Below are 14929 nucleotides of genomic sequence, written 5' to 3'. Positions count from 1 at the left end.
GTGTCGCTCCTCGATCAGCAGGCAGCCGTTCGAGTCGGCCAATCACGCGCCCGGCTCGACCCGCGCGCACTCCAACCCGGCATCCAACACTCAGGCCAATTTCACCTGCGCCTCCGCCATCACTTCCTCGACAAAATCGACAAACGCGCGCGCCTTTGACGTCACCATCCGCCCGGCCGGAAACACCGCCCACAGATCGACGCCCGGCAGCGTCCAGTCGTTCAGCACCGCGCGCACCTCGCCGCGCGCCAGCTCGGGGCCGAACATCCATTCCGACGCGATCGCCAGCCCCATGTGCCCGAGCACCGCGGTGCGCATGCCCTCGGCGGCGCTGACCCGCACCCGGCCCGACACGGCGACGGCCACCTCCGCACCGTCGCGGCTGAACGACCAGGCTTCGCCGCCGCCGCGCTGCGAATAGACGATCACCTGGTGGCGGCTCAATTCGGCGGGCGTCGCCGGCGTGCCGGCCTCGGCCAGATAGGCCGGGGTGGCCACCACCCGCCGCCGGCTGCTGGCGATATGGCGCGCCGTCATCGACGAATCGTCGAGCGTCCCCATCCGCAGCGCCACGTCCACGCCTTCTTCCAGCAAGTCGATCGAGCGATCGTCGAGGATGATGTCGAGCTGCAGGTCGGGATGGCGATCGACGAAGCGCTTGAGCATCGGCAGCACATGCAGGCGCGAAAAGGTGACGGCCGCACAGATCCGCAGCCGGCCCGACAAACCCCTCGACGAATCGCGCACCGCCTGCTCGGCCTGATCGGCTTCCGCGATCGACAGCCGCGCGTGCTCGTAGAAGCGCCGGCCCGCGTCCGTCGGCGTGAGGCCGCGCGTCGAGCGCAGCAGCAGCCGCGCGCCGAGATGCGCCTCCAGTTGGGCGATCGATTTCGATACGGCCGGCTGGCCCAGTTCCAGGCGGCGCGCGGCGGCCGAGAACGAGCCGGCGTCCACCACCGCGACAAAGGTTTCCATCGCTGCCATTCGGTCCATCGGATCGTCTCTCCCTGAGTCGGACGGGTTGCGGGTGCGCGCGAGCGTGCAGTCTAGCCCGCAACGGGCGAACCGACGAACGTACCAACGGACCAACGGAGACGGACGCAAGAAAAGAAACGCCCCGAGGCGCGGCGTCATGACGGGCGAAACCGCGTTCGCCAGGACGCCGCGCCTCGGGGCACGGTGGTGCTCTCAGGTTCGGAGGCTTTTTCAGCCTCTCGGATTATCGGCTCCGGAACGCAGGTTCCTCGGCTCGCTCGGAATGCGGGAGGACATGGCTCCCTGGCTATTGTTCGGTGATGAAATTCGGGGAAATCGCTTATGCGGAAATCGTCATCGCACACAATTCGGAATGCAGATTAACAATCTGACGCCCGATGAACAAGAAGAATTTCTCGAGTGTGTTCAGCATTTTTCAGGCAACTGACTATTCGGACAGGAAGCGCCGCAGCCCCATGCGCACCCGGCAAGACGCTCGCCCTTGCGGCACAAGGCCCGCCACGCAGCGAGGCCGCACCGCACTATCAAATCGCCAGCATCAATCGATTCGATTCACAACGAATCTCGTATGACGTTTCACCAACAATCATTAGTTTCGATATTAATCTGCGATCGCACGCCACTCGCCGCGATAATCGCCGTCACGATTTTTATTTCCCCCGGGCATTATCGGAACGCGCATACGCCGCCAGGCCTTCCGCGAGTGCCGTGAACGCGGCCATGCAGCGCGCGCTGCGCCGCAAATCCTCGTGCATCGCCACCCATGTCTGCAGCGGCATCGACACCGCGCGGCGCAGCACCCGGCGCAACGCCGGATCGCGCGCCGCCAGGCCCGCCTGACAGAAGCCGATGCCGAAGCCCGCACGAATCGCGGCCAGTTGCGCGAGATCGCTGTCGGCGCTGAACGCGAAATCGTCGCGGCCAAGCGGCGCGAAAATGCCGCCGACGGCGCGCGTGAAGGCCGTCTCGCGGTCGTAACCGATCACCGTGTGCCGCTTCAGCTCGGCCAGCGTGCGCGGCGTGCCGCAGCGCGCCAGGTAGCGCTCGTGCGCATGCAGGCCGATCTCGATGGTGCCCGCGCGGCGCGCCACCAGCGCCGCCTGCTCCGGCCGGAACATCCGCACGGCGATGTCGGCCTCGCGGTGCAGCAGGTCGTCCACGCGGTTCGACAGCACCAGCTCGATCGACAGCGCCGGATGCGCCTCGCGCAGCGCCACCAGGATCGGCGGCAGCACCTCCACGCCGATCACCTCGCTGGCGGTCAGCCGCACCGTGCCGCGCACGCCGTCGCCCTGCCCGCTCGCGGCGCGCCGCAGCGCCGCCGCCGAAGCGGCCACGCCGGCCGCGTGCGGGGCCAGCTCGCGTGCGGCGTCGGTGGGCGCGTAGCCGTCCACCGAGCGCGTGAACAGCGTCAGCCCGAGCGCCGCCTCCAGCCCCTCGATATGCCGCCCGACAGTGGGCTGCGCGATGCCCATCGCGCGCCCCGCCGCCGACAGCGAGCCGGTGTCGAGCACCTGAAGGAAGGTCCGGTACCACTCCCAGTTCGGTTCCGCGTCGCGCATGGTATGCATTTTCGTATGGATGACCCACGATATTAGCCAATTTTCATGGGCCTTCCGCCTGCGCATACTGCCTGACATCGAACGCGGCAACCGGCCGCGTGTCTTCAGGAGTCCGCCATGTCGACCCTTGCCCTGTTCGGCGCCGCCGGCGCGATCGGCCGCAGCATCGCCCAAGCCCTGCGCGCCGAGCACCGCGCCTACCGCGTGGTGGGCCGCCGCGCCGACGCGCTGCGCGCCACCTTCGGCGACGATCCGCTCGCCGAGATCGCCACCTGGAACCCCGATTCGCCCGAATCGATCCGCGCCGCGATGGCGGGCATCGATACGCTGGTCTATCTGGTCGGCGTCAATTATTGGCAGTTCGAACTGCATCCGCAGATCATGCAGCGCACGCTCGACGCGGCGATCGCGGCCGGCGTGCGCCGCATCGTGCTGATCGGCACCGTCTATCCGTACGGCCGCTCGCGCGGCAACCCGGTGCGCGAGGATCACCCGCGCGAGCCGCACACGTTCAAGGGCAAGATGCGCAAGGCGCAGGAAGACCTGCTGATGCAGGCGCACGCCGACGGCCGGATCGAGGCCACGGTGCTGCGGCTGCCCGATTTCTACGGGCCGGGCGTGGAGGCCAGCATGCTGCACGGCGCGATCCGCGCCGCCGTGCTGGGTGGCCCGGCCGATATGCTCGGCCCGCTCGAACGCGAGCACGAATTCGTATTCGTGCCCGATGTCGGGCCGGTGGTCGCACGACTGCTCGATACGCCGGCCGCCTACGGGCGAATCTGGCATCTGGCCGGCGCGGGCGTCACGACGCAGCGCGCGCTGGTGGACGAGATCGAACGGCAGAGCGGGCGCACGCTGAAACTGCGGGTGGCCGGCAAGACGCTGCTGCGCGTCCTCGGCCTGTTCAAGCCGATGATGCGCGAGATGGTGGAGATGAACTATCTGATCACGGAGCCGCTGATCATGGACGACAGCGCGTTGCAGCGCCTGCTCGGGCCGATCCGCAAGACCCCCTACGCGGAGGGCATCCGGCAATCGCTGGCGGCCGTGCGGGAGCCGGTGCGGGCCTGAAATACAGGCCCAAGTTCAGCCCGCCGTATCGAAGCGCATCAGCTCGGCCAGGTCGCGCTCGACCGACAGGCAGCCGCGCTCGCGCCACTGCGCCGCGCCGATCTCGCCCGTGACAGCGCCGACGAAGCGCGTGCCGGCCGCGGCCGCCGCCTGGGCATCCATCTCGTGATCGCCGACATAGGTGGCGTCGGCCGCCGCCACGCCGAGCAGGTCGAGCGCCTTGCGCAGCCCCTCCGGATGCGGCTTGTGCTGCGTCACGTCCTCGCCGCCGACGATCGCCGTCACGTAATGGGCCAGGTTGGCCTGCGCGAGGATCTGCTCGATCCGGTAGCGGAACTTGGTGGAGACGATCGCCACCGGAATGCCCTGCGCGTGCAGCGTGAACAGCAGCGACGCCGCCTCGGGGTAGATGCGCGTCATGCGCACCATCGCTTCGTCGGCATGCGCGACGAAGCGCGTGGCATACACGGCGGCTTGCGCGGCATCGTCGAGGCCGGTCAGGAATGCGAAGGTTTGCGCGAGCGTCAGGCCGATCGAGGCGACGATGCGCTCGCGCGGCGGCACCGGCAGGCCCATGTCGGCCAGCGCGCCGCCGGCGCAGAACACGATGGCGTCGCGCGAATCGGCGAGCGTCAGGTCGAAGTCGAACAGGTAGGCGCGGCTGGCTGGAAACATGGCGGGCGGAGAGGGAAAAGGCGGGAGCAAGGGGCGAAGCGACGATCATAACGGATGCGGCAGGCCGGCCGAAGTGCGCCGTAACGGAACACGGCTGCTCCGAATCGGAACAGCGGTGCAACACTCGCGGCGGGGGCTTGATCGGCTTGATCGACTTGATCGACTCAACCGGCTCCGTCAGCGCAATCGCCTCAACCGGATCAACCGCCCCAATCGACCCAATCAGCCCCAACCCGCTCAACCGCCCTCGCCACCCCCGCCCTGGATCTTCCGGTAGACCGTATTGCGCGACACGCCCAGCTCGCGCGCCGCCGCCGACACGTTGCCGCCATGCCGCGCCAGCGTGGCCACCACCACCGACGCCGCCACGTCCTGAAGCCGCCCGCCCTCCGCGCCGAAGCCGTCGCCGCGCCGGGCCGCCAGCCCCGCATCAAGCGGTGAGCCCTTGCCCGGCAGGCTCGCCCGGCGCAGTTCGTCGAAGAAATCGTCGGGCAGGTGCGCGTGGCGAATCTCGCCATCGTCATCCACCATCGCGGCGGCGGTGCGCAGCAGGTTGCCGAGCTGGCGGAAGTTGCCGGGCCAGTCGCAGCGCTCGAACAGCGTCATGACGTCGGGCGCGACGCGCAGCGCCCGCGCGCGGCCGCTGGCCTGCGCTTCCTGCTCCAGCATCCGCGCCACCACCACGCGCAGGTCGCTGCGCTCGCGCAGCGCCGGCAGGCGCACCGTCAGCCCGTTCAGGCGGTAATACAGATCCTCGCGGAAGCGTTGCTGCGTCAGCATCTCGCGCAGGTCGCGGTGGGTCGCGCAGATGATCGTCACGTCGATCGGGATCGACTTCGACGAGCCGAGCGGGTTCACGTGCCGCTCCTGCAACACGCGCAGCAGCCGGGCCTGCAGCGGATACGGCATGTCGCCGATCTCGTCGAGAAACAGCGTGCCGCCGTTGGCCTGCAGCAGCTTGCCCGCCGCGCCGCGCCGCCTGGCGCCGGTGAACGCGCCTTCCTCATAGCCGAACAGCTCGGATTCGATCAGCGTCTCGGGGATCGACGCGCAGTTGACCGCCACGAACGGCGCATGGCCGCGCGGCGAATCGCCGTGGATCGCCTGCGCGAGCAGGTCCTTGCCCGCGCCGGTCGGGCCGGTGATCAGCACCGGAATATCCTTGCCGATCACCTTGCGCACCTTCGCGATCACCGAGGCCACCTGCGCGTCGCCGGTGTCGAGCGCGGCCAGCAGCGAGCCGCGCGACGCGGCGGGCACCGCCGGGGCCGGCGTCATGGTCCGGACGGGCCGCGTCGCATCGGCGCGCGGGCCGAGCCGCGTCTGCACACGCGCGCAGGCCACGGTGCCGTTGCTGAGGTTCAGCATCAAGTGCGCGTCGTGGCTGGTGCGCTGCCAGTCGACGAGCTGCGCCCAGGTGGTCTGGAACAGCGACGACACCGTCTGCGCGCGCAGCGCCGGCAATTGCAGGCCGAGCTGGAACTGCGCGCTGCGATTCGCCGAGACGATCCGCCCGTCCTCGGTGAACGCCACGATGCCCTCCATCAGCGTGCCGAGGAATTCCGGCCGGCCGTGGAACGACACCTGCAGCATGTCCTGGAACGTGGTGGCGAACAGGTAGTTCTCGATCATCTGCACCGACATCTTCGCCAGCGCCATGGTGTGCTGGTGATAGCTGCGGTGGTCGCCCGTCACGTCGAGCACGCCGGCCATCTCGCCGTACGGATCGAGGATCGGCACGCTGGAGCAGGTCAGGAAGCGGTTCACCGACAGGTAGTGCTGCTCGCCGTGCACGACCACCGCACAGCGCTCGGCCAGCGCCGTGCCGATGCCGTTGGTGCCCTGGCGGTTCTCGGCCCAGTTCGCGCCGGGCATCAGCGCGACGCGCTCGGCACGCTGCAGGAAATCGTCGTCGCCGACCGAATGCAGGATCAGGCCGTCCGCATTGGTCAGCACGATCATGCTGTGGGTGTTGGCGATCTGGTCGTGCAGCGTTTCCATCACCGGCATCGCGTGCGCGCACAGGATGCGGTTCTGCTCGCGCTTGAGCGCGAGCGCCGAGTCGGACAGGATCTCGTAGTCCGGCTGCACCGAGGCGTGCAGCCCGAACATCTCGGAGCGCTCGTGCGCCTTGCGGATCGCCGTGACCGGCCAGTTGCCGGATTGGCCCGCCTCGCGCAGGGCGGCGTGATCAAACCTGTCGTGCATCGTCTCCTCCAGAGCGGCCCGGTCGTGGGCCGGGCGATCGCGGGATGGGATGCAAGCTCCGTGCCACGGCGGCGAGGGCAGCCGCCGCGCCGCGGTTAATCGCCGAAGCGTTCGGTCCGCTCCTCGGCGCCATCCGCGCTCCAATATCGCCAGAGCCCGGATTGCTCGCCACCGAGATACGCGCCCTCGGCCGCCAATTGGCCGTTTTCGTGAAAATCCCGCCACACGCCCTCTTCCTTGCCGTGGGCATAGTGCCCCTCGGAGGCGAGCGCGCCGCTTTCATGAAAGGCCGAGAAGAGTCCGTGCCGAACCCAGCGGGTTTTATCGGCAGACAACATCCGCGAGTAACGGAATTTGATGCCGCCGGATTCGAAGGGAATTTCGGCGATATGCAGATCGGCTTCGACGGACATGGTGTTCCTTTGATTTTGATGCACCGGCATGCACGGCTCGTCGCGCGTCGCCGGTGACGTTTTCTTATTCGGGCAGGCCGTTTTCCACGGTTTTGGCGAGCCGTTCGTAATAGGCCGCCGAACGTGCATTGCCCGCTGCCTTGAAGCGCTTGGCCGTGGCATGCGCGGCGTGCCCCCCCAGTTGAAAGATCGGGTACATATCTCGACCTTCGGGTTCGCTCTGCGCTTTCAAGGCTTTGTCGAAATGGCTTGCCGTCATCCAGCCACCGCTGAGTTTCAGCAAGCCGCGCACGGGAAGCCCCGCCTTCATTTCGCCGAGAAAGAACTGATACGGCTCCGCGGCACCGATTCGCATCACGCCGAGCCCATCGGCCACGCCGCCAGGACAAGGCCCCTGCCAACGCGACGGCCCTGCGTCGAAATCCGCCGGCGTCGCGGCACGACACGCAGCGCCATCGGCCTCCGCGGCGAAGCTGGTTGCGGCGCCCAGCGATATCGCCAAACCCATGACGGTGATCCAGAAACGGCTCATATCAAGCTTCCCTTTATCGATGAGCTTGGTTGTTTCAGCTTTGAAATGACGAAGATTGCCTTGCGGCGCGAGTGCCCGCTTTAGCGGCGGGTATCGAATCGATCGGAACGCGGGACTTCCGGGGGCAGATGGTAATGCTTAATTCGATATTTCTCCAGATTATCGAACGGTATTCGCGCGTTCATCAGAAGCAGGTAATGGCGACCGATTATCGCTATCGAATCACCACGATATTCCAGTAAATTTTTCTTTGTCGAGCATTGGATAGCTGCGGGCGAACCCCCCTTATTGCCAGCGCTGCCCATTCAAAATACGGCTGCTTGATCCACTCGCCCCCCTCAATGCAACAACGGCCTGCCGGCAGGTCGCCGAACAGGCCGTCGTCACCGACGCAGTGCTACGCATGCGTCGTCCAACCAGGAACGGGATCGCCGTTCTTCAGAAGAAGCCGAGCGCGTCCGGCTGGTAATTGACCAACAAGCACTTCGTCTGCTGGTAATTCGACAACGCCATCTTGTGCGTCTCGCGGCCGATGCCCGATTGCTTGTAGCCGCCAAACGCCGCATGCGCCGGGTACAGGTGATAGCAGTTGGTCCACACGCGGCCGGCCTCGATCTCGCGGCCCATGCGATAGGCGCGCGTGCCGTCGCGCGTCCACACGCCGGCGCCGAGCCCGTAATACGTGTCGTTGGCGATCTCGATGGCTTCCTGCTCGTTCCTGAACGTCATCACCGAGGCCACCGGCCCGAAGATTTCCTCCTGGAACACGCGCATCTTGTTGTGGCCGAACAGCATCGTCGGCTTCACGTAGAAGCCGTCGCCGAGGCTCGCATCGAGGCTCGCGCGGCTGCCGCCCGTCAGGCACTGTGCGCCCTCCTCGCGGCCGATGTCGATGTACGACAGGATCTTGTCGAGCTGTTGTTGCGAGGCCTGCGCGCCGATCATCGTTTCGAGATCGAGCGGGTTGCCGCTCTTGATGCGCTCCACGCGCGCCACCGCCTTCTCGATGAAACGCTCGTAGATCGATTCCTGGATCAGCACGCGCGACGGGCAGGTGCAGATCTCGCCCTGGTTCAGCGCGAACATCGCGAGGCCTTCGAGCGCCTTGTCGAGGAACGCGTCGTCCTGATCGAGCACGTCGGCGAAGAATACGTTCGGGCTCTTGCCGCCCAGTTCCACCGTGGACGGAATCAGGTTCTCGGCGGCGGCGTGCAGGATGCGCTTGCCGACCGGCGTCGAGCCCGTGAACGCGATCTTGGCGATGCGCGTGCTGGTGGCGAGCGCCTCGCCCGCTTCGCGGCCGAAGCCGCTGACCACGTTGATGGTGCCCGGCGGGAACAGGTCGCCGATCAGTTCCATCAGCACCAGGATCGACGCGGGCGTCTGCTCGGCCGGCTTCATCACCACGCAGCAGCCGGCGGCCAGCGCCGGCGCGAGCTTCCACGCCGCCATCAGCAGCGGGAAATTCCACGGAATGATCTGCCCGACCACGCCGAGCGGTTCGTGGAAGTGATAGGCGACGGTGTTGTCGTCGATCTCGGAGATCCCGCCTTCCTGCGCGCGGATGCAGCCCGCGAAATAGCGGAAATGGTCGATCGCGAGCGGCAGGTCGGCCAGCATCGTTTCGCGCAGCGGCTTGCCGTTGTCGATGGTTTCGGCCACGGCCAGCACGCGCAGGTTCTTTTCCATGCGGTCGGCGGCGGCCAGCAGCAGGTTCGCGCGGTCGGCGGCCGAGGTCTTGCCCCACTTGCGGCGCGCGGCGTGCGCGGCGTCGATCGCCAGCTCGATGTCGGCGCCGGTCGAGCGCGGTACGCTGCAGAAGGTCTGGCCGTTGATCGGCGAGACGTTGTCGAAATAGTCGCCACCGACGGGCGCGACCCACTTGCCGCCGATGTAGTTCTCGTAACGCGTGTGGTACGGATACTCGATGTCGATGCCGTGGCGCTTGAGGTCAAACGGATTCATGGTGCATTCCTGTTCTGCATGAGGATCGGGAGGCCCGCGCGTCACCTGTGTCACGTGTGCGGCGCGGGCCCTTGCCCCCTCGCGGGCCAGGCCGGCGAGGGGCTGCGGCTTACATGGCCGCTTCGAAAATCGCGATGACCTGCGCCAGCGTGGCCCGGCGCGGGTTGGTCAGCATGCAGGCGTCCTTCTGCGCATTGACGCCCATCACTTCGTGATCCTCGGCTTTCACGCCGAGCCCGGCGAGGCCCGACGGAATGCCGACCGAGGCCGACAGGCGGCGGATCGCCGTCACCGCCGAGGCGGCTGCATCCACCGTGGAGAGGCCCGCCGTGTTCACGCCGAGCAGCGCGGCGATCTGCGCGAAGCGCTCCGGCGCGGCGATCAGGTTGAACTCCGAGACATGCGGCAGCAGGATCGCGTTGCACACGCCGTGCGGCAGGTTGTAGAAGCCGCCGAGCTGGTGGGCCATCGCGTGCACGTAGCCGAGCGATGCGTTGTTGAACGCCATGCCGGCCAGGTACTGCGCGTAGCACATGGCCGCGCGCGCTTCCATCGATTCGCCGTTGGCCACCGCCTTCGGCAGCCATTCGCCGATCAGCGCGATCGCCTTCTCGGCGCAGGCGTCGGTGATCGGCGTGGCGGCCGTCGAGACGAACGCCTCGACCGCGTGCGTCAGCGCATCCATGCCGGTGGCGGCCGTCAGCGCCGGCGGCATCGCCACCATCAGGCGCGGATCGTCGATCGCGATCAGCGGCGTGCAGCGCCAGTCGACGATCGCCATCTTCACGTGGTTGCTGGAGTTCGTGATGATGCAGAAGCGCGTCATTTCCGCGGCCGTGCCGGCCGTGGTGTTGATCGAGATGAGCGGGGTCATCGGCACGGTCGATTTGTCGACGCCTTCGTAATCGCGGATATGCCCGCCGCCCGCCGTGACCAGGCCGATGCCCTTCGCGCAGTCGTGCGAGGAACCGCCGCCCAGCGACACGATGAAATCGCAGCCTTCCTGCTGATACAGCTTCACGCCGTCGTGCACGTTGACGTCGGTGGGGTTCGGCTCGGCGCCCGCGAAGATCACGGCCTGCAGGCCCGCCTCGCGGATGGTGCTCGCGATCTGCTCCGACAGCCCCATCTTGTGCAGCCCGGCATCCGTCACGATCAGCGCTTTCTTCGCGCCCAGCGATTTGGCGCGCGTGCCGGTTTCCCGGGCGCAGCCGGGGCCGATCAGGGTGATGCAGGGGATGAAGAAGCTGTCGGTGCGATCTGCGATGCTGAGGTAGCTCATGTCGTCTCCAAAGTTTTGTGGGGGCATCCGGGTACCCACAGCGCTTTTCGCAGGAACCGTACCAATCGTGAAAAGCCTTGCCGGACAAGGGTTTCGCGAAATCGGCCGGGTGCCCGCGCTGTTGACGATCGCCACAGGTGTTGCGTTTCGAAGCAACGCCGCAACAGTGTTGCAAGCGGGCCGAACCGCGTCCGGCCCCGTTTTTCCGGCGGTCGCACCGTTTCGATACGGTCAATTCCGGCCCCGAATCCTGCCGTTTGCGGGTGGGCGTTCCCCCGTATTGACCTGCCGCGCCAGTTAATGAAAATGGAAGCATTCATCCGCCGGGAGAGGCGATGCGTAGCGTATTCAGGTCCGATCACGCGAATCGCGCAGCAGGCACGCCGCCGGCGTCGAATGCGTCCGTGCGCGACCGCTCTCCCGCCGCACCGCAACAGCCTCCGTTCGGGGCGCCTGTCGCGCTGGTGCGCCGCAACCTCGGTTGTCCTGATTATTCCCGCGAGCCGCGCGCAGCCGGGTTCGCGCGCGATGCTGCAGCCGCACGCTGCACGGTTCCCGGTTCCCCTTCCCGCTTCTCGTTCCGGCACCTTGCCCGGAACGCGCACCCGGCCTCGTCGAATCGGGGCCGGCCATCCGGCGTGCCGCGCGGCGCGCCGTCCGAGCTTCTCTCACGGCCGTTCCGAGCGGCCGACCATAACGATCCCTACTCACGGAGCCACCGACCATGACCGCGACCACCTTCGATTCGAAATCCGTCATTGACCAGGACGGCTGGCTGATCCGCTATTGCGAGCGCGGCCGCGTGTCCGACTCGGTGATTCGGGGCGGCATCAGCGCGCTGCTGTGGCAGAAGCTGCGCACCGAGCACGTCGACGACGACGTGGCCCGCATCGACGCGCTCAATACCTTCGTCGACGACCTGAACCGCAGCCCGATCGCCACCGATTCGCAAACCACCAGCCGCGAACTGCACGACATGCCGGCCGCGTTCTTCGAGGCGCATCTGGGGCCGCGCGTGAAGCAGTCGTGCTGCTATTTCCCGCAGGGCGAGGACACGCTCGCGCACGCCGAGGACGCGATGCTGGCGCTCTACGCCGAGCGCGCGGAGCTGGCCGACGGCCAGCGCGTGCTCGACCTCGGCTGCGGCTGGGGCGCGCAATCGCTGTGGCTGGCCGAGCGTTATCGGCAATCGCATATCGTGGGCCTGACCGTTTCGCAGCGGCAGCGCGAATTCGTCGAGCAACGCGCCAAGGCGCGCGGGCTGACCAACCTGACGATCGTGACCGGCGACATCGCCACCTACGAGTTCGCGCCCGGCGACGCCCACTTCGACCGCGTGCTGTCGATCGAGAACTTCGAGCACATGAAGAACTACCGCGCGCTGCTCGCCAAGCTCTCGCACTGGATGAGCGACGACGGCAAGCTGTTCGTGCATCTGTTCGCGCACCGGCTGGTGGCGTATCACTTCACGGCGCAGGACGGCAACGACTGGATGTCGCGCCATTTCTTCGGCGGCGGCACGATGCCGTCGGCGGACCTGCTGCTGCGCTTCCAGGATCATCTGCGCGTGGAAAAGCAGTGGTGGCTCGACGGCACGCATTACCAGCGCACGGCCAACCACTGGCTCGCGTCGCTCGACGCCGCGCACGAGCAGATCCTGCCGATGCTGCGCGAGACCTTTGGCGAAGAAAACGCGCCGATCGTGTTCCAGCGCTGGCGCATGTTCTACATGGCGGTGGCGGGGCTGTTCGGCTATCGCCACGGCAAGGAATGGGGCGTGGCGCATTATCTGTTCGACAAGCGCTCGGCGGCGGTGGGGAACGCCTGAGGAGCCTGAATTCGGGCCGGCGGTTTTCCGCAGGCCCGATAGCGAAAAAAGCGCGTGCCATCGAAGGCACGCGCTTTTTGTTGCCGATCCCGCCGAGCGACGCCGCCGCCGTCAGGCGAGCTTGCGCACCTCGCTCAGTGCGCGTTCGATATCGGCCGGCGAATTGACGATGCCGGCCGAAAAACGTGCATACGACACGGCGTACGGCGTCGTGCTCGCGACCACGCCGCGTTCGCGAAGCCGGTCCACCGCGGCGGCCGGCGTCCAGCCCTTGACCTCGAAACAGACGAACCCGGCCGACAGATCGCGCCGACGCGGCGTGTGCAGCGTCACGTGACGCATGCCGGCCAGCCCTTCCTTCAATTGCCCGTTGAGATCGAGAATCCGGTTGGCGATGCGCGTGCGCCCGATGCGCTGGTGAAACTGGAAGGCCTCCACCGTGGCCCATTGATTCTCGTACGCGAAGAAGCCGCCCGGGCTGACCCAGGCCGCCTGCGTCGGGCCGCGCGGGTCGCGGCCCTCGCGCCAGGCCGCGCTGGTCTCCGGCGACATCAGCGACGGAATCGTCGGCTGCACCAGCGCCCAGCTCGCGGGGCGGCCCCAGACGATGCCGTTGCCGTGCGGCCCGAGAATCCACTTGTGCGTGCCGGCCGAGAAGAAATCGCTGCCTTGGCGCGCGACATCCTCGTCGAGCACGCCGAAGCCGTGCACCCCGTCGACCACCAGCAACACGCGATCCGCCTCGGCACGCTGGGCGTTGATGGGCGCCAGCGCGGCCGACACCTCGCGGATCGGCAGTACCACGCCCGTGCCCGAATGCACCCAGGTCACGCCGAGCACACGCGTATTCGGACGAATCGCGGCGATCAGCCGCCCGACCATCTGATCGGCGGAGGCCGTCGCGCTCTGTTCGTACAGCGCGATCTTGCGCATGCTGCCGCCCCACTTGTTCACGGCAAGGCGGATCGATTCGTGATGCGGATAGAAATCGTGCGTGGTGGTCAGGATTTCCTGGCCCGGCTTCAGCGACAGGCCGTTGTAGATCAGCGCGAGCCCGACCGTGGTGCTGCTGGTCAGCGCGATCTCGTCGGGTTGGCCGCCCACGTATTGCGCGGCGGCGGCGGCCACGTTGCGCCAGAGCATGTCCTCGGGCTTCGCGAACATGTGATCGTCGAGATAGGCATACGGGTTCTCGTCGAGCGCGCGGCGATGGCGATCGATCGCGGCGCGCACCGGCGCCGGATACGAGGCGAGGAAGAAGTTCGACAGATGCGCGAGGCGCGGGTCCAGATTGAACTGCGCGCGCACCGACGCCCAGTCGTACGGATCGAACGCAAGCGCGGGCGCATCGGCGGCGCGCGCGAGGGGCGCGACGCCGGCCCCCAGCGCCAGGCCGGCGGCGGCGGCACGAGAGCCGTGAGTCAGAAACTGGCGGCGATTGGTAGTCAACGAATGCTCCAGTAAAAGGTCGATTGCGCGGCGGCGCGACGCGCCCCGCGCGCCCTGCTCATGCGCTGGCGCGTCCCGCGAACAGCGCGCCGATCCGCTTTCCGTACAGGCCGATCGCCAGCCCCAGCACGATGAACAGCGTGGCGAGGATCTTCGGCAGCCCCACGTGCTCGCCGAAGATCGCCACCGAGCCCAGCATCCCGAAGATCGGCACCAGCAGCGACAGCGGCGCGACCGTCGACACCGGGTATTTCTTCAGCAGCACGTTCCAGATCCAGTAGCCGAACAGCGTGGTGGGATAGGCCTGGAACAGGATCGAGAAGATCGCCTTGCCGTCGAAGTGGGCGAACGTCGCGGCGTAGCCGGCCGCGCCGTGCTGCAGCCAGGCGATCGCGAACAGCGGGATCGGCGCGAACAGGCTCGACCACACGAGGAACGCCAGCACGTCCTTGGTGCCCGATTTCTTGATGATGATGTTCGCCGTGCTCCAGGCGATCGCGCCGACGATCACCAGCGCCACGCCGAGCGGCGCCACGCTGCCGTCGGTGATCGTGATGATGCAGGCCAGCCCCAGCAGCGCGATGACGATGCCGGCGACCTGGTAGCGCGACAGGCTTTCCTTGAACACCACCGCGCCGAGCAGGATCGTGAAGAACGCGCTGAACTGCAGCACCAGCGATGCGATCCCGGCCGACAGGCCGGCCTGGATGCCGAGGTTGACGATGCCCCACAGGCCGATGCCGAAGATCAGGCCGTACGCGGCGAGATAGCGGAATTCGACCTTCGGCCGGCGGATCAGCAACACCGCCGGGAACGCGCTGAGCGTGAAGCGGATGCCCGCCAGGATGAACGGGTCGACCGATTGCAGCCCGAGCTTGATGACCGAGAAATTCAGGCCCCAGATGGCCGTGATGAACACGGCGAGCAGGATGTCGCGAAGCTTCATGA

12 protein-coding genes are annotated in these 14929 nt (G+C 67.2%); 2 read left to right on the top strand and 10 right to left on the bottom strand.

Going from position 1 to position 14929, the window contains the following annotated elements; translation table 11 throughout:
* Positions 1-90: 90 nt before the first annotated feature.
* Positions 91-993: a LysR family transcriptional regulator gene (locus tag ACYP33_RS20195; protein WP_459623593.1), complete on the bottom strand. Its 903-nt coding sequence runs from the start codon at positions 991-993 to the stop codon at positions 91-93.
* 653 nt (positions 994-1646) lie between these two features.
* The gene (locus ACYP33_RS20190; protein ID WP_414449047.1) at positions 1647-2558 is read right to left on the bottom strand and encodes a LysR family transcriptional regulator; all 912 of its coding nucleotides are present in this window, start codon (positions 2556-2558) and stop codon (positions 1647-1649) included.
* Positions 2559-2675: 117 nt separating this feature from the next.
* Between ACYP33_RS20190 and ACYP33_RS20185 the strand changes: the two genes are divergently transcribed.
* Complete coding sequence (locus ACYP33_RS20185; RefSeq protein ID WP_459623592.1) at positions 2676-3629, top strand: NAD-dependent epimerase/dehydratase family protein; 954 nt, start codon at positions 2676-2678, stop codon at positions 3627-3629.
* A gap of 15 nt (positions 3630-3644) precedes the next feature.
* On the opposite strand, the gene ACYP33_RS20180 is transcribed toward ACYP33_RS20185, so the two are convergent.
* From ACYP33_RS20180 to mdh, 6 genes are all read right to left on the bottom strand, one after another.
* The gene (locus ACYP33_RS20180; protein ID WP_459623590.1) at positions 3645-4304 is read right to left on the bottom strand and encodes an HAD family hydrolase; all 660 of its coding nucleotides are present in this window, start codon (positions 4302-4304) and stop codon (positions 3645-3647) included.
* 237 nt (positions 4305-4541) lie between these two features.
* The gene (locus tag ACYP33_RS20175; RefSeq protein WP_459623588.1) at positions 4542-6512 is read right to left on the bottom strand and encodes a sigma-54-dependent Fis family transcriptional regulator; all 1971 of its coding nucleotides are present in this window, start codon (positions 6510-6512) and stop codon (positions 4542-4544) included.
* 95 nt (positions 6513-6607) lie between these two features.
* Entirely contained in the window at positions 6608-6925 is a 318-nt protein-coding gene (locus ACYP33_RS20170; RefSeq protein ID WP_459623587.1) for a toxin-antitoxin system YwqK family antitoxin, read from the bottom strand.
* A gap of 64 nt (positions 6926-6989) precedes the next feature.
* Complete coding sequence (locus ACYP33_RS20165) at positions 6990-7457, bottom strand: hypothetical protein (protein ID WP_459623585.1); 468 nt, start codon at positions 7455-7457, stop codon at positions 6990-6992.
* Between the two features lie 438 nt (positions 7458-7895).
* Positions 7896-9422, bottom strand: a complete 1527-nt coding sequence (gene exaC, locus ACYP33_RS20160) for an acetaldehyde dehydrogenase ExaC (RefSeq protein WP_459623583.1) — start codon at positions 9420-9422, stop codon at positions 7896-7898.
* A 109-nt stretch (positions 9423-9531) separates the two neighbouring features.
* Positions 9532-10704, bottom strand: coding sequence for an iron-dependent methanol dehydrogenase (mdh, locus tag ACYP33_RS20155; protein ID WP_459623581.1), 1173 nt, complete (start codon positions 10702-10704; stop codon positions 9532-9534).
* Between the two features lie 724 nt (positions 10705-11428).
* Here mdh and ACYP33_RS20150 point away from each other — a divergent pair.
* Positions 11429-12532, top strand: coding sequence for an SAM-dependent methyltransferase (locus tag ACYP33_RS20150; RefSeq protein WP_459623579.1), 1104 nt, complete (start codon positions 11429-11431; stop codon positions 12530-12532).
* Positions 12533-12643: 111 nt separating this feature from the next.
* Here ACYP33_RS20150 and ACYP33_RS20145 read toward each other — a convergent pair whose 3' ends face one another.
* Together ACYP33_RS20145 and ACYP33_RS20140 are read right to left on the bottom strand one after the other, a co-directional pair.
* On the bottom strand, positions 12644-13981 hold the full coding sequence (locus tag ACYP33_RS20145; RefSeq protein ID WP_414440190.1) for an aminotransferase class V-fold PLP-dependent enzyme: 1338 nt from the start codon (positions 13979-13981) through the stop codon (positions 12644-12646).
* 58 nt (positions 13982-14039) lie between these two features.
* Positions 14040-14927, bottom strand: coding sequence for an EamA family transporter (locus ACYP33_RS20140; protein WP_414440191.1), 888 nt, complete (start codon positions 14925-14927; stop codon positions 14040-14042).
* Positions 14928-14929 lie beyond the last annotated feature (2 nt).

It is taken from the genome of Burkholderia sp. 3C (assembly GCF_054589155.1).
Note: the sequence above shows the minus strand (reverse complement) of the source record. Positions and strands in the feature narration are given on the sequence as shown.